15 protein-coding genes are annotated in these 19,854 nt (G+C 59.7%); 9 read left to right on the forward strand and 6 right to left on the reverse strand.

Features of this window, described 5'->3' with window-relative positions; translation table 11 throughout:
- From NQ014_RS06550 to NQ014_RS06565, 4 genes are all read left to right on the forward strand, one after another.
- A complete protein-coding gene (locus NQ014_RS06550) occupies nt 1-1,965 on the forward strand; it encodes a S9 family peptidase (protein ID WP_257074396.1) in 1,965 nt (654 codons plus the stop codon).
- Nucleotides 1,966-1,996: 31 nt separating this feature from the next.
- The gene (locus NQ014_RS06555; RefSeq protein WP_257074397.1) at nt 1,997-2,536 is read left to right on the forward strand and encodes a tRNA (cytidine(34)-2'-O)-methyltransferase; all 540 of its coding nucleotides are present in this window, start codon (nt 1,997-1,999) and stop codon (nt 2,534-2,536) included.
- Nucleotides 2,537-2,603: 67 nt separating this feature from the next.
- A complete protein-coding gene (locus NQ014_RS06560; RefSeq protein ID WP_257074398.1) occupies nt 2,604-3,461 on the forward strand; it encodes a bifunctional methylenetetrahydrofolate dehydrogenase/methenyltetrahydrofolate cyclohydrolase in 858 nt (285 codons plus the stop codon).
- A gap of 20 nt (nt 3,462-3,481) precedes the next feature.
- Nucleotides 3,482-3,850, forward strand: coding sequence for a DUF3017 domain-containing protein (locus NQ014_RS06565; protein WP_005510063.1), 369 nt, complete (start codon nt 3,482-3,484; stop codon nt 3,848-3,850).
- On the opposite strand, the gene NQ014_RS06570 is transcribed toward NQ014_RS06565, so the two are convergent.
- From NQ014_RS06570 to NQ014_RS06585, 4 genes are all read right to left on the reverse strand, one after another.
- Nucleotides 3,847-4,983, reverse strand: a complete 1,137-nt coding sequence (locus NQ014_RS06570) for a homoserine O-acetyltransferase (protein WP_257074399.1) — start codon at nt 4,981-4,983, stop codon at nt 3,847-3,849. The two genes, NQ014_RS06565 and NQ014_RS06570, sit on opposite strands and share 4 nt — an antisense overlap.
- Nucleotides 4,984-5,028: 45 nt before the next feature.
- A complete protein-coding gene (locus tag NQ014_RS06575) occupies nt 5,029-6,351 on the reverse strand; it encodes an O-acetylhomoserine/O-acetylserine sulfhydrylase (RefSeq protein ID WP_257074400.1) in 1,323 nt (440 codons plus the stop codon).
- A gap of 408 nt (nt 6,352-6,759) precedes the next feature.
- Nucleotides 6,760-8,982, reverse strand: a complete 2,223-nt coding sequence (locus tag NQ014_RS06580; protein WP_257074401.1) for an NADP-dependent isocitrate dehydrogenase — start codon at nt 8,980-8,982, stop codon at nt 6,760-6,762.
- A 265-nt stretch (nt 8,983-9,247) separates the two neighbouring features.
- The gene (locus NQ014_RS06585) at nt 9,248-10,237 is read right to left on the reverse strand and encodes a molecular chaperone DnaJ (RefSeq protein WP_257074402.1); all 990 of its coding nucleotides are present in this window, start codon (nt 10,235-10,237) and stop codon (nt 9,248-9,250) included.
- Nucleotides 10,238-10,632: 395 nt separating this feature from the next.
- Between NQ014_RS06585 and NQ014_RS06590 the strand changes: the two genes are divergently transcribed.
- On the forward strand, nt 10,633-11,943 hold the full coding sequence (locus tag NQ014_RS06590) for an MFS transporter (RefSeq protein WP_257074403.1): 1,311 nt from the start codon (nt 10,633-10,635) through the stop codon (nt 11,941-11,943).
- Nucleotides 11,944-11,986: 43 nt separating this feature from the next.
- The gene (locus NQ014_RS06595) at nt 11,987-12,943 is read left to right on the forward strand and encodes an exodeoxyribonuclease III (protein WP_257074404.1); all 957 of its coding nucleotides are present in this window, start codon (nt 11,987-11,989) and stop codon (nt 12,941-12,943) included.
- Nucleotides 12,944-12,971: 28 nt separating this feature from the next.
- Here NQ014_RS06595 and NQ014_RS06600 read toward each other — a convergent pair whose 3' ends face one another.
- Nucleotides 12,972-15,659: a DUF6541 family protein gene (locus NQ014_RS06600; protein ID WP_257074405.1), complete on the reverse strand. Its 2,688-nt coding sequence runs from the start codon at nt 15,657-15,659 to the stop codon at nt 12,972-12,974.
- Nucleotides 15,660-15,849: 190 nt separating this feature from the next.
- On the opposite strand from NQ014_RS06600, the gene NQ014_RS06605 reads away from it, so the two are divergent.
- The 3 genes from NQ014_RS06605 to NQ014_RS06615 all read left to right on the forward strand — a co-directional run bounded on the left by NQ014_RS06605 (nt 15,850) and on the right by NQ014_RS06615 (nt 18,521).
- Complete coding sequence (locus tag NQ014_RS06605; protein WP_048731564.1) at nt 15,850-16,281, forward strand: hypothetical protein; 432 nt, start codon at nt 15,850-15,852, stop codon at nt 16,279-16,281.
- 96 nt (nt 16,282-16,377) lie between these two features.
- Nucleotides 16,378-17,433: a tryptophan--tRNA ligase gene (trpS, locus tag NQ014_RS06610; RefSeq protein WP_257074406.1), complete on the forward strand. Its 1,056-nt coding sequence runs from the start codon at nt 16,378-16,380 to the stop codon at nt 17,431-17,433.
- 62 nt (nt 17,434-17,495) lie between these two features.
- Nucleotides 17,496-18,521 carry a YhjD/YihY/BrkB family envelope integrity protein gene (locus tag NQ014_RS06615; RefSeq protein WP_257074407.1) on the forward strand — a complete coding sequence of 342 codons (1,026 nt, stop codon included), beginning with the start codon at nt 17,496-17,498 and terminating at the stop codon, nt 18,519-18,521.
- Here NQ014_RS06615 and NQ014_RS06620 read toward each other — a convergent pair whose 3' ends face one another.
- Nucleotides 18,522-19,772, reverse strand: a complete 1,251-nt coding sequence (locus NQ014_RS06620) for a D-alanyl-D-alanine carboxypeptidase family protein (RefSeq protein ID WP_257074408.1) — start codon at nt 19,770-19,772, stop codon at nt 18,522-18,524.
- Nucleotides 19,773-19,854: the final 82 nt, after the last annotated feature.

The raw sequence follows: 19,854 nt of genomic DNA on the forward strand, positions 1-19,854 counted from the left end.
ATGCGCCAGACCTATGAATCCTCGTTAGCACCGGATGGGAGTGCAATCGCCTTTATTGTCCGCGATAGCGGCTACCCGCATGCGGTACAGCAGGAGATTACTCCGGAGGGGCTAGGGGCGGAGCGCCCCGTGAAACTGCCGGTGGAAGGCCCGGTTACCAGGGTGCTGCACTCCCCGGATGGAAAGTGGATTGCCTGCGAGGTCTCTCCGTACGGTACGGAGAGACTGCAGACCTGGCTGGTATCCACCGATCCGGAGGTCGACGGTGCCCGCCCCCTGCGTATGGATGCGGATATGCGCGCCACACTGGTGGAATGGGATAACGATCTCCTAGCGATGAACGCGGTCGATGCCCAGGGCATTAACTATGCGCGTTTGGTCAACCCGACGAACTCAAAGTATGAGGTCATTGATAAACGCACTGACAGCCAGCTGGTAGCGGCTGAAGGTGGGTTTGGCCTCGTGCGGGTGGGGCCGCGAGGCCACCGTGAGCTACTGCTGGTCGGGCCGGGGCAGCAGTGGCAGCCGCTGTTGCCGTCCGATCCTGGCTCCACCACGGATGCCGGTGTCTTATTGGCGCATCCGGGGCAGGAGAAGCTGACCGCATTCGTACTCTCAGATCATGGCGCGGAACAGCGTCGCATCCTGCGCCTGGGGATTACTCCCGATAGCGGTATCAGCACTACTGAGCCGCACACAGCGGAATCGACCGCAGCAGAGATTTTGGATATGAAGATCGGCATCGAAGTTGATGTCGAGGAGTTCATTGGCAATCCGGATCAAGACGTCGAAGAATTTGTCATCAGTGAGGATTCCTCCACTGCGGCTGTGCTGTGGAATAACGGTGGGGTCAGCACGCTTGAGGTGCTTACCCTTGGCCTTCACCCGCAGACTGACGACATGCGGGTGATGGTGCGCCGCAATGTGGAATTGCCGGGAATGGTTGCGCGTGAGCTGTCAATCTCGGGTGACGGTGAGCTGATCTCCCTGACAGTAGAAGGGCCAGGCCTTGCGCCAACGGTGGAGATTCTGCGCAATATCGGTGGTGTCATTGAGCCATTGGACATGGAACGCACCGAAGGGATTTTGGCTCTGGAAGAGAAGAATCTGGAGACCATCCCGGCCCCAGAGCTGGTCTACTTTGTCTCCCGCGATGGGTTGGAACTGTCTGGTTGGCTCTACCTTCCGGAGTCGGTGCGCAATAGTTCTAATGACGTCTCAGGAAACGCACTACCGCCGGCTTTCATCCACATCCACGGCGGCCCAGAACTGCAGGCGAAACCCATCCACCACGATGTTCTAGCCAGCATTGTGGAGGCGGGCTTCGTGGTGTTCACTCCTAATGTGCGCGGTTCCTCGGGGTCTGGTAGGTCATTTGAGCACGCGGGCGACCGCTATGGACGCTTTGCCGCTATTGCGGATATCGCAGCGGCGCGAGCCTTCCTCGTTGATGCCGGGCTGGCGGACCCAGAACGCATTGCGCTGGGCGGACGATCCTACGGTGGCTTCATGTCGCTGTTGGCCTCGGCATGGTACCCGGATCAGTTTGCGGCCATCGTCGATGCTTGCGGAATGACAAGTTTTGAAACCTACTACCAGTCCACCGAGCCCTGGTTGGCGCAGGCCGCGTTCCCCCGATACGGCTACCCGTACCAGGATGCTGAGCTCCTGCGCGATATCTCGCCGCTGCACCGGGCGGAGGAAATGAAGGCTCCAACCCTATTCATTCACGGCGAGTGGGATACCAACGTGCCTCCGCGAGAGTCCGGTCAGATGCGCAACGCCATGGACGCCTACGGTGTGCCCACCGATTTTCTGGTGGTCGAGGGAGAGGGGCATAAGTTCTCAAAGCCGAGGAGTCGAGCGCTCATCGGTGAGACCATCATCGCGTTTTTCGCCGAGCACGGTGTGTGCGATGCGGTGCCCGACACGACAGCGGCAGCAGAAACCAACGACGAGCAGTAATAGAAGCAGCGGAAAAGAACTGACGGAAGAAATGAATAGCGCCACGACCGAGCCAACGAACGCCGAGGCAACCAACTCCACAGACTGGATTAAGAGCCACACCTGCCACGTGCTTTTTGACCGGCCTGTCATCCCGCCGAACACCGGAAACGCTATCCGCATGTGTGCGGGTTCTGGAGCTATGCTGCATCTGGCCAAGCCACTGGGGTTCAACTTCGATGACAAAAATCTGCGTCGCGCCGGGCTGGATTACCATGACCTGGCCGATGTGCGTATTCATGACTCCATCAATCAAGCATTGGAGACCTTTGCCAGCCAAGGGTGCCGCATCTTTGCCTTTACCGCACACGCTGACACGTGGCACACAGATATTGAGTACACGAACACCGATGTTCTGCTCTTTGGCCCAGAGCCAACCGGGTTGGAACAGTCAGTGCTCGATGATCCGCGAATTACACAATTAATCCGAATTCCGATGCTGCCAGCTCGTCGCAGCATGAATCTTTCCAACGCCGCAGCAGTGGCTGCTTATGAAGTCTGGCGTCAGCAGGGCTTTATGGGCGGTAAATAGGGTCAAGGCGAGGGCTGTTACGGGGCGTTTCTGGGCATTATTCGCTCCTGTGCCTAAGATAAATGCCATGGCAGCGACAAAGCTTGATGGCAAACTCTACCGAGACGAAATCTTTGAAGACCTGGAAAAGCGCGTTGAGCGTTTGAAGGAAGCCGGCTACACCCCGGGGCTGGCCACCGTGTTGGTTGGTGATGATCCAGGCAGCCACTCTTACGTCAAGATGAAGCATCGCGACTGTGAGCAGATTGGTATCGCCTCTATTCGCCGTGACCTTCCTGCTGACACCACGCAGGAAGAACTTGAGGCAGTAATCACCGAGCTGAACGGAAGCCCGGAGTGCACAGGCTACATTGTTCAGTTGCCACTGCCGAAACACCTGGATGAAAACCGTATTCTGGGGCTCATCGATCCGGAAAAGGATGCCGATGGTCTCCACCCGGTAAACCTGGGCAAGCTGGTCCTCAACGAGCCAGCACCACTGCCGTGTACCCCAAACGGCTGTATCCACCTGCTGCGACGCTTCGGCGTCGAGCTCAACGGCGCCAAGGTTGTTGTTATCGGCCGCGGTGTCACCGTTGGTCGACCAATCGGCCTGATGCTCACTCGCCGCAGCGAGAACTCCACCGTGACGCTATGTCACACCGGCACCAAGGACTTGGCCGCTGAAACCCGTCAGGCTGATGTCATCATCGCAGCCGCTGGTGTCGCTCATATGCTTACTGCAGACATGGTCAAGCCTGGAGCTGCTGTACTCGACGTGGGAGTTTCGCGTGTCGACGGCAAGCTGGCCGGTGACGTTGCTGATGACGTCTGGGACGTTGCCGGTTACGTATCCCCGAACCCAGGCGGTGTCGGCCCACTGACTCGCGCTTTCCTCGTACGCAATGTCGTCGAGCGCGCTGAAAAGCTCGCTGGCCTGGCCTAGTCAGCCAGGAGGAACAAGTCGTGTCGAAAAGGGAAATTGCGCAGCGTGCCCGGCGGGAAGACCTGCCGGATCCAATGCTGAACCCGCACAGCCCGAAGACCCCGCCGCCGGGGGCATCGTGGCCAATGTGGGTGCAGTATACGATTTACGGCGCGCTCTTTTTCGGCATGTCCGCCTTCGTGGTGTTCCTGGGGCTGGAGCGGTGGCGACGCGCCACATTCATGCTGGGAAGCACAATGATGCTGCTCGGCGTGGCTAGGCAGTACCTGCCGGACAGCATTTTAGGTGTGTTCTCTGTGCGATCCCGGGCCTTTGACCTATGGTTTTGCTCCATAATCGGGATGGGAATCGTATTCCTCGCAGTCAGCGTGGATGCGCTGGGAAGCTAGCTGACATCGTGAGCGAGGAAATTGCGCACAATCGAATCCACTCGCTCGAACTCCGTCAAGAATCCGTCGTGGCCCACGGCGGATTCAATCTTTTCTAGCCCCAAGCAGTTGCCCAGATTGCGGGCGAGGTGCTCCTGCTGGTGGAAGGGGTAGAGAATGTCCGTGTCCACACCGGCGACCATGGTCGGCACGGTTGACGAGTGCAGCGCCTCGTTGAGGCCACCGCGATCACGGCCAATATTGTGCCGATTCAAGGTATCGGTGAGCACGACATACGACCCGGCATCGAAACGCTGAGCCAGCTTCTTCGCCTGATGATCCAAGTAGCTTTCTACCTGGAACCGGTCTTCCGTGCGCATCGGGCCCAGCGGATTCTCACCGGGCTGCGCTACCGCACCAAAACGGTCATCCATCTCCAGCTCGCCACGGTACGTCAAATGCGCGACCCTGCGTGCAAAACCCAAACCGCGGGCCGGGGGCACACCGCGGTCGTAGTAGTCGCCGCCATGCCAATCGGGATCGGACTCAATGAATTGAATCTGCGCAGACTGAATACCAATCTGCCAAGCAGACGCACGTGCGCCGACACACATCACCAATGCCTTGCCGACGAAATCCGGGTACATCAGTGACCACTCAAGCGCGCGGGCCCCACCCAACGAGCCGCCAATGACAGCTTGGAGGCGGGAAATTCCCAGTTCTTGCAGTGCAAGGTGCTCCACTGTCACCGTGTCGCGCACGGAGATAGCGGGGAAGCGAGAGCCCCAGGGCTTGCCGTCGCCCGGATGTGGACTGGAAGGGCCGGTTGTACCGCGACAGCCACCGATGACGTTGGTGCAGATAATGCAGTACTCGTCGGTATCCAGTGCGCGGGCGGAGCCAATCATCCCGTTCCACCAACCCGCAGTCGGGTGGTACTCATCCGAGGGGCCGGAAGCGTGGGCGTCGCCGGTTAGGGCGTGCTCGAGGAGGATGACATTCGAGCAGTCGTCGTTAAGCCGACCCCAGCGCTCGAACTCGACGGTGACGTCGGGGATGACCGCGCCAGCCTCGGTTGTGACATCGCCGATAAAGACACGCCCCGGCTCGCCCTCGGGTGGGAGGGCGGCCGGGGTAGATGGGGAAAAGCTCATGCCTTATAGACTACTTAGTCCGTTATGTGTCTGCGTACAAACGGTCTACGCGAGTGCTGCGAAGCCGCCCTCGAGATCAGCGATGATGTCATCGATGTTCTCGATACCGACGGAGAGACGTACGGTGGCCTGGGAAATGCCGGCGCGAGTCAGACCCTCCTCATCGGACTGGGAGTGAGTGGTGGTGGCCGGGTGGACAACTAGCGAGCGGACATCACCGATGTTGGCGACGTTGGAGTGCAGCTTCAGAGCGTCAATGAACTTCCAAGCCTTGGCGGTGTCGGCATCCTTCAGGTCGAAGGAGAGTACGCCGCTGGCGCCGGAAAGGCCGAGCTTGTTCAGGGTCTCGTACCACGGGGAGCTCGGCAGGCCGGCGTAGTTGACCTTGGCGACCAGCGGGTGGTTCTCGAGGAACTCAGCGACTGCCTTGGCATTTTCATTGTGGCGCTCGATGCGCAGAGCCAGGGTGTCGAGGCCCTGAGCCAGAACCCACGCGTTGAACGGAGCCGGAGTAGCGCCAGTGTCGCGGAGAATGCCAGCGCGAGCACGCAGTGCGAAGGCCGGGGCGCCCAGGTCGGCGAACTTCAGGCCGTGGTAAGCCTCGTCGGCCTCGGTGAAGTTCGGGAAGATGGAGCGGCCGTTACGAGTCTGAGTCCAGTCGAAGTTGCCACCGTCGACGATGACACCGCCGAGGGCGGAGCCGTTACCGGTCAGGAACTTGGTGGTGGAGGAAACCACGACGTCGGCACCGTGCTCGAGCGGGCGCAGCAGGGCCGGGGTCGGAACCGTGTTGTCGACGATCAGCGGAACGTTGTTGCGGTGTGCAACCTCGGCAATAGCCGGGATGTCCAGGACGTCGATCTGCGGGTTGGCGATGGACTCACCGTAGAAACCGACGGTGTTGTCCTGAACTGCTGCCTGCCAGGACTCCGGGTCATCCGGATTCTCGACGAAAGTGCAGTCGATGCCAAGGCGCGGCAGGGTGACCTTGAACAGAGTCTCAGTGCCGCCGTAGAGGCGTGGCGAAACGACGAAGTGGTCGCCTGCACGAGCCAGGGTGAGGACAGCAGCGGTCTCAGCTGCCTGGCCGGAGGAGAACAGTACGGCAGCGACGCCGCCCTCGAGGCTGGCGATGCGCTGCTCGACGGCATCCACAGTCGGGTTGGTCAGGCGGGAGTAAATCGGGCCTGCATCCGAGAGGTTGAAGCGGTTGGCAGCGTGCTCAGCGGAATCGAAGACGTAGGAGGAGGTGTTGTAAATCGGCAGGTTGCGCGCGGAGGTCTGTGCGTCCGGAGCGAAGCCGGTGTGAATAGCGCGAGTGGACAGGCCCCAGTTGGCAGCGTTGCTGTTGTCGTACTTGGTGGTCATTTCAGATACTTCCTTGCGGTTTTTGAGATTGTTCAAAACGTTACTTACAAACAATAGTGAACCAAGCTGTCTATTGCAAAGTTTTGGAAAAACCCAAGGTAAGAGGGTGTGTGTATCTGTGTCGAGAGTGCTATAGCCCGCTTAGTACGGATTGGTTTGATTGGCTCTGGGGCGTGGTCGGTTGTGGGGGGGGTAGGGAGCTGTGGCGCCGAGTGCCGGGGCGAGCCAAACCGGAAGCTGTCAAGACCGTTGAGGAAGTCAGGGCATAGAAAAAGCCCCTCGCGCCATGTGCATCAAATGCAACATGAGCGAGGGGCTATCGCCCGAAACCGGCGGTCAGCCTAGGTCGGCCTAGGCCAGCCTGGGCCAACCGGGCCAGTCAGACCAGCCAGGAGCAAGCAGCTAGTCCTACTTCTTCAGACCGTCGATGATCTCGTTGAACTCAGCGGACGGACGCATAACTGCGGAGGTCTTCTCATCGTCCGGCAGGAAGTAGCCACCCAGGTCAGCCGGGGAGCCCTGAGCATCAATCAGGGTCTTGGCGATGGACTCTTCCTTCTCCGTGAGAGCCTTAGCAACCGGGGCGAAAGCTTCCTTCAGCTCGGAGTTCTCGTCCTGCTTGGCCAGCTCCTGTGCCCAGTAGAGAGCCAGGTAGAAGTGGGAGCCGCGGTTGTCGATCTCGCCAGCCTTGCGGGAGGGCGACTTGCCCTCGTCGAGCAGAGTAGCGGTTGCCTTGTCCAGGGCCTCAGCCAGGACGCGCGGACGTGGATCGTCGTCTTCCTCAGCGGCGTAGCGCAGGGACTCGGCCAGTGCCAGGAACTCACCCAGGGAATCCCAGCGCAGGTGGTTTTCTTCCTGAACCTGCTGGACGTGCTTCGGTGCGGAACCGCCTGCACCGGTCTCGAACAGGCCGCCGCCCGCCATCAGCGGCACGACCGACAGCATCTTGGCGGAGGTACCCAGCTCCATAATCGGGAACAGGTCGGTGAGGTAGTCACGCAGAACGTTACCGGTTACAGAAATGGTGTTCTCGCCGCGGCGGATGCGCTCGAGGGAGAACTTGGTAGCGGACACCGGATCCATGATGCGGATATCCAGACCCTCGGTGTCGTGATCTGCAAGGTACTCGTTGACCTTGCTGATCAGGTTGTTGTCGTGTGCGCGTTGCGGGTCCAGCCAGAACACTGCAGGGTCGCCGGTGATACGAGCGCGGTTAACGGCCAGCTTCACCCAGTCGCGGATTGGGGCGTCCTTGGTCTGGCAGGAGCGCCAGATGTCACCCTCGGCGACGTGGTGCTCAATCAGAACCTCGCCAGCGGAGTTGATGACCTGCAGGACACCGTCAACCGGAACCTGGAAAGTCTTGTCGTGGGAGCCGTACTCCTCAGCCTTCTGAGCCATCAGGCCGACGTTCGGGACAGAGCCCATGGTTGCTGGGTCGAAAGCGCCATTGGCGCGGCAGTCCTCGATAACAGCCTGGTAGACGCCGGCGTAGGAGGAGTCCGGGATAACAGCGAGAGTGTCGCTCTCTTCACCGCTCGGGCCCCAGCCCTTGCCGCCGTTGCGGATTAGTGCAGGCATGGAGGCGTCAACAATGACGTCGGACGGAACGTGGAGGTTGGTGATGCCCTTGTCGGAGTTCACCATGTAGAGGGCCGGGCCCTCCTTCAGATCCTTTTCAATCGCGGACTTGACGGCTGCAGCGGTTGCGTCGTCAAGCTTGTGCAGGCCGTCGAGGATGGCGGCGAGGCCGTAGTCCGGAGTCAGGTTGGCGGCAGCCAGCTTGGACTCGAACTTCGGGAAAACAGATGGAAGGAAGGCCTTGACAACCTCGCCGAAAATCAGCGGGTCGGAGACCTTCATCATGGTGGCCTTCAGGTGGACGGAGAACAGGATGTTCTCGCGCTTTGCGCGACGGATCTGAGCGCGGAGGAAGTTGTCCAGGATGTGGACGTTCATGCCCGTGCCGTCAATAATCTCGCCCTTAAGGACCGGCATGTCCTTCTTCAGGGTGATGATCTGGCCGTCGTTAGCCTCGAGCTGGTAGGTCAGCTTGTCATCTTCCGGCATGACAACGGACTTCTCGTTGTGGCGGAAGTCGTTGGAGGCCATGGTGGCGACGTTGGTCTTGGAATCCGCGGACCAAGCGCCCATGCGGTGCGGGTGCTTGCGGGCGTAGTTCTTCACCGGCTCCGGAGCGCGGCGGTCGGAGTTGCCCTCACGCAGTACCGGGTTAACGGCAGAGCCCTTGACCTTGTCGAACTTGGCGCGGTCGGCGGTCTCTTCCTCGCCTTCCGGCTGCGACTTGTACTTCGGAATGTCATAGCCCTTTTCCTGCAGCTCTGCGACAGCGCGCTTAATCTGCGGGACGGATGCAGAGATATTCGGCAGCTTGATGATGTTGGCGTCCGGCTCCTTGACCAGCTTGCCCAGGGCTGCCAGCGCATCCTCTACCTTCTGCTCGTCCGAAAGACGCTCCGGGAACTGAGCCAGAATGCGGCCTGCGAGGGAGATGTCGCGGGTTTCAACATTGACACCAGCCTGGCTTGCAAATGCCTCCACGATTGGCTTCAGCGAGTAGCTCGCCAGCAGAGGGGCTTCGTCAGTACGGGTCCAAATAATTGTCGCCATAATTCATGTCTCCTATCTGTTTTGTTCCACGATAACCCAGTTTTGAATCTTGGGTTGTGTCGGGGCATAGCGCAAAAACAGTGATAGTGATATGAATAACGCAATTATGTGAGGTAAGTCACGAAATGCGCAATTATTTGTCGCTTATTCGCCGCTTTTCATTCCATTTTTCGCTTTACGACGGCCCCCGCGCTCAAACCCTTCAAATACGAAAAACCGCGCTGGGGTGTCGTGCACGCCGGCGCGGTTGTTCAGGGCAGCCTAGTTAGTTCTGTGTATTGTTCGGAGGATTGTTCTGGCCGAACTGGTAGCCCTGAGTGTTCTGAGACTGGGGGTACTGCGGAGCATAGCCCTGCCCCGGCGCCGACTGAGTAGTCCTGACCAGTTTCTGGCCGCGGAACCATGCGCGCATGTCCTTGAGGAACATAAGAACGCAAGCCGCGATCAGCATGCCACCTGCGAGGAAGAGGACTACATCCACCCAGGAGCTCAAGAACAGGAGGGGGATGATGGTCATAGCCAACGCCAGCGGTGCCACGGTGACGCAGAAAAAGATTGGTGCCGTTGAGTCTTCACCGCGGAGGATGGAGTGAATCCAGTATGCGGTCAAGGTGACAAGCATCATTCCCATCAGTAAGAGGACTGGAACAAGAACGAGGGCGGCTGCAGCGCCCATAATGTAGCCGATGTCATCCCAAGAATTCCCCAACGATGACTCTAGGCTGCCGAGATCGTTGGCACCTTGGATGCCGAGCGCGATTGCGTACAGAACTGCGATGATGCCAATCAGAGTTGAAAAACCGACCAAGCCGGTAGTGATTCGGGGGATGAGTGGCATGCGCTGCCACATGTTCTGCAGTGTGGCGTTTGCAGGTAGCGGTGGTACATCCGTGGTCGCCGTGGTGGTTACTGTCGCAGGACTGGTTTGAGTCGGGGCGGACCACTGTGCTTGTTGGGTTTGGGTCTGGAACGAGGACTCCTGCGCAGTGGGTACCGGGCGATTTGCCAGCTCGCGCAGCGTCGCAATGGTGATGGTGGCGTTCTCATCGGCCAGTAGAGCGTCGTATTCGCGGCGACGTCCCTCATCGCCAAGCACTTGCAGCGCAGTGAGCTTCTCCTGGAACTCGCCGGAGTACTCCGAGACACCAGCATCCCGCAGTTCAGAGAGCTGACTAGAAAGGTTTGCATGGAGTTCTTCGGTGCTGGCTGCGCTATCCAGCTTCAGAGACTCATAGAGGTTATAGCGGTCGCCCATAGTGGATCAAGATCCTATCGGTATTGCAGTTCGAAATATCTTTTAAAACAATTTACCCGGTAGCTAGTACGGCAGCATCGAAGACCCGAATCGCTCGATGGTAGGAAGTCCGTGGTGGCCGGAGGGAATTGGTAGTCCTCGGCAAACAATGCCGATTGCAAAATGTATTAGAAGAACTTGAGTGAGCGACTACCGCTAATGGCTGTAGATGTTATTCCGCGCACAAATACCCGGGGAACAGGCGGATGAAATAGCGAACTTTTTGTGTTGCGGAGTAGAGTCTCATTTTTCCCTTTCGGCTCCCCTCGTGGTTTTGCGAGCCCGGCTTGGGGCGAAAATCTAGGGGAGCTGAGAGTCCACCAACTGGCGTGAGAAGAGAAAAGGAGACGGTCGCAATGACGTCGTCAAGCGAAGTAACAACCCACAACGACGACCACAAAGCGCGTGCGCGTCGTGCGGGAGCGTTTAGCTCGCATCGCCGTCCTGTTCCGGTGCAGGACGACATCTCTGATTTACGCCGAATCTTGGTGATTGTGGCGCTGTCGGTTGGTGCATTCGGCATCGGCGTTACTGAGTTTGTGGCCATGGGCCTGTTGCCTTACATCGCTGACGCCTTCGGGCGCGATGAGGATGCCGCAGGGCGCATGATTTCGATGTACGCCCTCGGTGTTGTCGTGGGCGCACCGCTAATTACCGTGCTGACCGGCTCGATTCCGCGCAGGCGCATGCTCCTGCTGCTGATGGCGGCATTTACCATCGGCAACGGTGCGACGGTATGGGCGGGCACACTGGGCTCCTTCGAAGCTGTGATGGTCTCGCGCTTCATTGCCGGTCTGCCGCACGGCGCGTATTTCTCGGTGGCAGCTCTGGTGGCGGCCTCCCTGGCTAAGCCGGGGCAGCGCGGCAAGATGGTGGCCCTGTCGGGCGTGGGGCTGTCGGTGGCGACTGTGATTGGTGTGCCGGCCGCGCAGGTGCTGGGGCAGATCTACGGTTGGCGCAGCGCCTTCGGGTTTGTCGCGGTCATCGGCCTGATTGCACTTGTTTCGCTGTGGTTCGCCGTGCCGCATATGAACCGCATGCCGAAGACACGTCCGATGGATGAGCTCTCGGCTCTGGTGACACCGCAGGTGCTGCTGACCGTCGCTATCGGCACCGTTGGGTTCGGCGGCATGTTCGCGGTTTACACCTACATCACCTGGACTATGACTCGCGAAGCGGGCATGAGCGAAAACCACATCTGGATTGTGCTGATGGCCTACGGCATCGGCATGGTTGTCGGTACTTACATCGGTGGCTGGCTCTCCGACCGCATCGGGGAGTGGGGCATCATGGTTGCACTGGTGCTGATGGTAATCATGCTCAGTGCCTTCTACTTCACCTCGCAGAATGCGGTGCTGGGCACGATCAACTTCCTCCTTATCGGTCTGCTGGGATCGGTATTGGTGCCGAATCTGCAGACCCGTCTGATGGATGTCGCCGGTCGTGCACAGACGCTGGCGGCAGCTCTCAACCAGGCTGCATTGAACATGGCCAACGCGTTCGGAGCCGCGCTCGGTGGTTGGGTCATTGCCTCCGGTTATGGCTACCGCGCACCGGCCTTGGGTGGCGCGACGTTGGCGATGTTGGCTATCTTCATCGCCCTGCCGACCATTGTTCTTTACCGCCGCTCACAGGCGAAGAAGGCCGGACGCGTCGAACTGCGCTAGGGGTCTACTAGGCGTAGTGCACGCATAGGTAACGTATGAGGGCATGAGCCTTACAATCGCGACAATCAATGTCAACGGCATCCGCGCCGCCGTCAAGGAGCGCAGCGAAACCAATCTGGGATTGCTGGAGTGGTTGAAGCACACCAGTTCCGATGTCGTTTTGCTGCAGGAAGTCCGCGCCACCGACGACCAGGCACGCAAGGCCCTCGCGCCCGCTTTTGATGCCGGATGGCATTGGGTCGGCGCTGAAAACCTGGGCGCCAAGGGGCGCGCCGGCGTGGGCATTCTCTCGCGCTTTCCGCTTAACGACGTCCAGGTGGGCATCGGCTCCGAGGAGTTCGAAGGATCCGGTCGGTTTATCAGTGGTGTTGCCCCGGCAGCGGACACCGGCCTGGATGCGGATGTCCAGATTGCCAGCCTCTACCTGCCGTCCGGTGCCGCGCTCAGTGAGAAGCAGGATGAGAAGTACCGCTTCCTCGATGCCTTCTCCGACTACCTGGCGGAACTGGGGGCCAAGGGAAGCGACGGTCACCACGCAGTCATCGGCGGCGACTGGAACATCTGCCACCGCGAACAAGATTTGAAGAACTGGAAGACCAACCGCCGCAAGAGCGGTTTCCTACCACAGGAGCGTGCCTGGATGGACTCGGTCTTCGGCTGCTGGCCCGATGAGGTTCCCCAGGATTCGCAGGTACAGGCCAGCGAAAAGGAGCTGGAATCCGGTGCCTTCTCCGATGGTTCTGTGTGGGAGGCCCCGGCTCTCAATGCAGATCCGGTGTGGTTTGATGTCACTCGCCGTCTGCACCCAGAGGCCGACGGCCCCTGGTCCTGGTGGACCTACCGCGGTAAGGCGTTCGATACCGATGCCGGCTGGCGCATCGACTACCAGGCGGTAACCGAACCAATGCTCAAGCGTGCCGTCAGCTCGGTAGTGGATAAGCCTGCCGCCTACGACCTTCGCTGGACGGACCACGCGCCGGTGATCGTGGAGTACGCCTAAACCCGGCATACGCCTAAACCCGAGCGGACTAGTGTGCTCCGAGGTCAGCGAACTCTGGGATCAACTCCGGCTCGGGAGCGGTTACGAGATGCCGGTTCTGCCGCAACATGGAGGCGATGCCGTCAACGATGGCGTCGGCCCATTTGTCCTGCATAGCGGGGTCGGCCAAATCGCGGGTGAGCTTTTCAGCGCCCACCGCTCCCAGCGATAGCGCAATTGTCGGCGCATGCGGCCGCGAACTCTGGTTCACCGCCACTGCCGGCGCCAGGCCGGTGCGAAACTCGGTTGGCACCCCGTTTGTGCTGTAACTGCTGTGCGGATTGAAACCTCGGTACACCATTCCGTCGCGCACACCCGCCGCCAACTGCCAATCGGCAGGAGCATCGTCCTCAGGTTCGAGAGACTTCACCACAGCGGATACCGAAAAGCCACGATCGCCGATGTTATCCCCAGAAAGAGTCTGGCCCTCTGATGAGCGACCGACGATTAAGGTGGCTGCGCTCGCCGTGTCGTCGGCAAGCGAATGCGCGCCAACGATTGCGCCGCGCTGACGGAGCTTGTCGCTGGCGCGTTGCACGATGCTGTCGATGTGAGCGGAAGTATCCCCACTCAAACGCAGCGCGCGAGGCAGGTCGGCGTTGATAGCCTCGATGGCCTCGCGGCGAGAGTCGACGGTGATGCGCGCGCCGGCGAGCGGATCGACAGCCTCGTCGGGGGAGGGGACGATTGGCTGGCGCGGAGGCATCCACAGCGGATTGGGGCGCGCCGGGCGGTGTGGGGAACTGTTGACAACAGCGTGCAACTCTTCCGGTGAAAACATCTTGTTGACCGCGAAAATCATCACCGAGCTGTTGTGATACACAGGCGTGAGCCCCGGCGCGTGCCATGCCCAGGAACGCATCGACAGCGCCTCCGTGCCATCCGTGTTCACACCCGGCGGGGAACTAATGATGTAGTGCACTCCCAATTTCTTCGCCATGGCATCGAACTCTGGATGTGAGCCCAGCAGGTCAACGTTTATCGGCAGCTTGTTGCTCGCCTCGGCAGTTTTGTCAGAGAAGGAGAAATGGCGGAACAGGGTCGGCAGTCCGGCGATGGCATACATCCACGCAGAACCGTCACGACGGTCATTGAGAATATGCCCCTCAAACGCATGCGGCTGTGCGGACAGCCAATCAATAGCTTCCATGTCCGCAGCGGTCACAAACGTGCTTCCGAAACTCTGGCGAATTGCCTCGCGCTGAGCAGGCCCACTCGCCCAGGTCGCAGGCACAATCGCCAGTGCCGCTACGAGCCCCATCGCCAGCGCAGGATTCCACGACTTGGTCGGCTGATCTCGCTTTGCGACGATCCACTGCGCCACAGCCACAATCGCGACAACGGCAGCCGCGACTGCGTAGCCGACCAGCACTGCGCGCAGAATTCCCATAACCGCCTGCATGCGGTACGGCATGTCGTAGAAGAAAGTGCCAATAAACTTCAGATAGGTGCCGAACGGCTCAGACCAACGGGACTGCGCACTGTCGGACACCACAAAGAGCAGCCCGAAAACCAGCGCCGGCCACGGCGCCCATGGGCTGTCTGGCAGGCGAGAGACCAGCGCCACCACCAGGCCGATGAGCACAAGAACCAGAACAGTCCGGGAAAAGATGGGCTCGTCAGCATAGCGGGAAAAACCGATCAGAGTTCGCCACAGCGATTCGGAGCGGGAAATCTCAATTTGGCCGGTAAAGCCCGCAACGGATTCGCCTTGCCCACTCGCGGACAAAGCCGCCGGGAGAGTCATCACCAGGGCGAGCGCGCCGATAATTAGCGTGCGAACTAGGCCACTGACGCTCGGTTGGGTAATCAACCACAAGCTAACAAAGAGCACGGCAGCAATTGCGCCGGCCGGGTGGGTGATAAACGTGCCAACCAGGGCAAGCGTAGCGGGGACAATATAGCCCCGCATGGTCAAAGCCGCAGCAATCGGCAAAGCGGCCACCGCGAGCAAATACGGCATGGAGGATGTGCGCCAAAGAGCCACCCAAATCTCCGGAAGCATCAGCGTCGCGACGGCAGCTGCGGGACCGGCGTAGGCCGCCCACTTAGAGCCAACTGCGGTGCGGGCTAGCACCGCAGTTGCTGCGGGAACAAGCAGCGCCGGGGCCAAGAACGCAAACACGTTGGAATCGAGGAAAACCGAGCCGGGCAGTAGCCCCGCCACGGCATGCCAGCCGGTGGGGTAGAACATTTCGGCCCCGGTCTCCTGATTCATCAGGTCACCGGCCGCGGTGGGCGAGGCTATTGCATGCTCGTCAATGAACCGGAGGAAGTTGGTATGCCAGAGCATGTCCCAGGCTTCGCGGATAGCGCCGGGGCCGCCGGGGACGTCGTTAAGCACGAGCATGGCGCGCATCGAGCCGACTACCGTGACCCCGGCGACAATCATCGCGGTGACAACGCCGGAATCAAAGCCGTCTTCGGGCGTTGCTCGGGGGACGAATCTGCGTACCAGATAGCCAATAGCACAGAACCATGCCCACATGCCGGCCACGAAGAGCCACGTGTAATCCAGCCCGAGCGCGTGGGACGACCATGCGGAAAAACCAGTCACGCCCAGCATTAATGGTCCTGCCGATGCCAACGCGAGCGTGGGACGTAGCCCACTGACCCAACCGAGAACTGCGCCCGGGACCAGCAGGATGAAGACGGCAACCGCAATGGCAGCGAGCATGGGACTCCTGACGGATAAGAGAATTGAATTAGTCCAATAATACCTGTGGGTTAGTTCGGCACTTGGGACGCGAGCGCCTAAGATTTGAAGAAGGACTGATGGGACTTCAGCCGCTGTAAAGCCCAAGCGCGAATCTGTGCGGGACTTGAAGCGAGCTCGGTGCGGACCCGGAAAGGAGAGGACATCCCCAGTGAAAAACGGCGAGAGCGATAACAAACGGCACCAGATGGCCGATTTGGAAGCCATCGCACGGAGTCTGCAGAACGATCCTGGCACTGCTGTCAATGTCCCAGTGGTCGTGACTTCCGGTGTCATTGTTGCGTTTATCGTGCTGTCTTTTGCCTACGCGTGGCCACTGTGGATTTCCCTCGGACTCATTGTTCTGCTGGGAGCCGTGATGGTCGTGTCCTACACCCGCAGGCCACCCGTAGCTCCGCTCGAGTTGACCCAGGGGGAGCGTGAGCGTGTTCGCCGTGTTCTCTCTGAGCACGGCATCCGCCCAGCAATCACGTTGGTGCGCGCACTGTACCCCGAGGAATCGCCAGCCGCTGCGGCGCGCACCGTCAAATTGCTATCCGATCGAATGCTTGTGGAGCAGCGGGACGAGGGCCGTCGGGGCTAGCTTCTGGCAGCCGGTTTCCTGCAAAAGCCCGCGGTGTGGTCGAAACGGGTACGTCGTCGACTCTCCACTGCGGACCTCGCGCTAGACTTATTGGCTATGAGTGAAAGCAAGGGTCCTGAAGCAACTAATCCTGCACCGAGTGCTCGTAAGCAGCGCGTTCTGTCCGGCATTCAGCCGACCGCAGATTCCTACCACCTGGGCAACTACCTGGGCGCATTGAAGAACTGGATTAATTTGCAGGATGACTTCGACGCTTACTACTTCATTCCAGACCTGCACGCCATCACCGTCGAGCAGAATCCGAAGGAGCTGCGTCAGCGCACTATCGCAGGTGCCGCACAGCTAATTGCACTCGGTATTAATCCGGAGAAGTCGGTGCTCTTCGTGCAGTCGCATGTGCCTGAGCACGCAGAGCTCGGATGGGTGTTGACTTGCTTGACTGGCTTTGGCGAAGCCAGCCGTATGACGCAGTTCAAGGACAAGTCCTCTCGTCAGGGCGCGGAACACACCTCCGCTGGTTTGTTCGCGTACCCCATGCTGATGGCTGCCGACATCTTGCTCTACCGACCACAGCTGGTGCCGGTGGGGGAGGATCAGCGCCAGCACCTCGAACTGACGCGTAACCTGGCGCAGCGTTTCAACTCCCGCTACAAGAAGACCTTCGTGGTGCCGGATCCACACATCATGGAAGGATCCGCGAAGATTTACGACTTGCAGGATCCGACCTCGAAGATGAGCAAATCGGGCGCAAATCCCAAGGGCATTATTAACCTCTTGGACGACCCAAAGGTCTCCGCCAAGCGCATTCGCTCGGCCGTTACCGACAATGACGGAGAGATTCGCTTCGACCGTGAGAACAAGCCGGGCGTTTCCAACCTGCTGGTCATTCAGTCGGCGTTGACCGACAAGCCTGTCGACGAGCTCGTTGCCGGCTACGAAGGCGCTGGCTACGGCCAGTTGAAGGCTGATACCGCAGATGCGCTGGAGGCATTCACCACGCCACTGCGTGCACGCTATGAGGAGCTCATGGCTGATCGCGGTGAGCTGGAACGGATCCTGGCCGAAGGCGCTGACCGCGCCCGTGAAGTTGCCGCCAAGACACTTGCAGATGTGTACGAGCGCGTCGGGTTCCTGAAGGCCGCCAACCGTTAATTCAGTTGTAGACTCTGCGCTTCAGTCTCCGTACCGAAAGCTGGCACGTTAAGGTAGGGGACATGGCAACCTCTACTCAAAAAGATCCGAAGAGAACGGACCGCTATGGCATCGAGCGTGTACACGCCGATGAACCGAGCGCAATCGACCGCCTCCGCGAAAAGTGGGCGTGGTTCGATCACGTTATGCGGATGCAGGAGCGCTACTCCGAGCAGGGCGGCAACTTTTTTGCCGCCGCTGTCACGTACTTCTCCGTGCTGTCGATTTTCCCCCTAATCATGACGGCATTTGCCATCCTCGCGCTTGTGTTGCGTGGAAATGAGCAGCTGCTTGAACAAATCCAGTCCGCTATCACCGACTCCATCGATGGGTCGATGGGCGACACCATCAACGCAATTATCGAAGGCGCGATCGATCAGGCCGGTGGCGTCTTCACCGTCGGTTTCATTGCCACCCTGTGGTCGGGTCTTGGTTGGATGGGCAACCTCTCCAACGCAGTGACACAGCTGTGGAAGCGCCCGCTGGGCGCTAGCAACTTCGTAATCGGAAAGGTTCGCGACCTGCTGCGTCTGCTGGGCATGCTGGTTATGATTCTGCTGACCTTCGCTGTCACCGCAGCCGGCTCTTCCGGACTGACCCAGTCCCTTCTGGACAAGATTGGTCTGGCCCATGTCCCGGGAATCACCATCATTGCGGGATTGATTGCCATCGCCATTGGTCTCGTCGCCAACTGGCTGCTGTTCTTCTGGATGCTCGCTTTCCTGCCGCGCGGGGGCGCCCCGTTCCGCTCTGCGGCAAAGGGTGCGATTATCGGTGCGTTTGGCCTTGAGGTTGTCAAGCAGCTCGGTAGCGTTTTCTTCTCCAACGCCCTGTCGAACCCGGCCGGTGCAGTTTTCGGTCCGGTCATCGGTCTGATGGTCGTCTTCTACCTCATCTGGCGCATCACTATGTACGCCACCGCTTGGACTGCGACGACCGAAGAAGCGCTTGCCGACGAGGAGCTGGATGCACCTGCTCCTGCTGTCATTAACGTCCGTGCGGAAGCGGCCAACCCGTCCGGATTGAACCGCCTGCTCGGTTCGAAATAATTAGCCGCGATCGCGTTTGCCGAAGCGGTAGGTGACCATCGCAATCAATGCGATGACACCTACGACGGCAGCGCTGACAGTAATTTTTAGCCCGGTTCCTGTTGACTCGTCGTCCAGGATATCGGGCAATTTTTCTACCAACTTATCCTCAGTCGCTTCCGCTTCGAGGACACCGACAGAGCTGTCCTGCGGTGCCGCGAAGCCGGCGTCGAGAAGCGATGCCGCCTGCTCCCAGGGGCGCGGTGAATCCTCAATAGTGGCGTCGAGAACGATGACGCCGAGACGACGGCCGTCGCGCTCAGCCACCCCAGCGAAGGTATGACGGGCATCATCGGTAAAACCGGTTTTGCCTCCAAGGGCGCCGGGGTAGTCCTGGGCAATCAGCTGATTGTCGTTGGCGATTTCGAAGTCATCGACCTTGAGAGCCTTGTCACCGGGGATAGTGGCCAGGCGGGTGGCCGAGAGCTTGCGATAGGTCTCATTGTTGAATGCGTGCTGGAAGAACAGTGACATGTCGTATGCCGACGTCATCTGTCCCGGAGCATCGAGACCAGTCGGGTTGACCACTCGCGTATCCGTCGCCCCCAACTTCTTTGCCAGGGCATTGACCTTCTCGGTGGTCTTATCCATGCCACCAAGTTCGCGGGCCAAGGCGTGACCGGCGTCGTTGCCGGAATTGAGCAACAGGCCAGTTAGGAGCGTTTCTACCGAGTAGTTCACGTCCTCGACAATGCCGACACGAGAGCCCTCCATGTTCGCGTCCTCGAAGGTCGCCTTGACTGGGGTGTCGAGCTTCAAATCCTCGATTGCCTCCATCGCCAGCAGCACCTTAATAATCGATGCCGGACGGTAGCGGCCGTGAGGGTCCTTCGCCGCAAGGACATCGCCGGATTTCAAATCGAACACCGTCCATGCAGAGGCGGAGAGGTCCTTCGGAACGTCAAAACCCTCACCGCTGACAATGCCGCAGGCGGACATCTTGCTACCTCCAGCCGGCTTTTGGGGAACCGGAAGTGGAGCGGGAGATGTTTCGCCGGGAGCCGGAACCTCCGAGGAATCCACTGGTGCTGGTGGAAGGGTCTTGTAGGGGCAGCCCTCCGTGTCACGGATCTCAGGTGCGGGACCGACAATCGGGGCGTCGTCGGTAAGCGAGGTGCTCTGTGCCATGGCTGCGGGTGCGGTGCTCGGCAGAAGCATTGCGCTGGTAGCTAGCAGCGTAACGGCAGACGAGAAGCGGTGAGAGGGAAACATGATGAAATAAGGGTAGTAAAACGTCACCCGAAATGACGTATTCGTCGTGTGTGGATGGGGGAAAACGGGGGAGCGGAAGCCT

Origin of the sequence: Corynebacterium sp. 5QC2CO (assembly GCF_024580435.1) — a bacterium.
In the GTDB taxonomy this organism is placed as follows: domain Bacteria; phylum Actinomycetota; class Actinomycetes; order Mycobacteriales; family Mycobacteriaceae; genus Corynebacterium; species Corynebacterium jeikeium_D.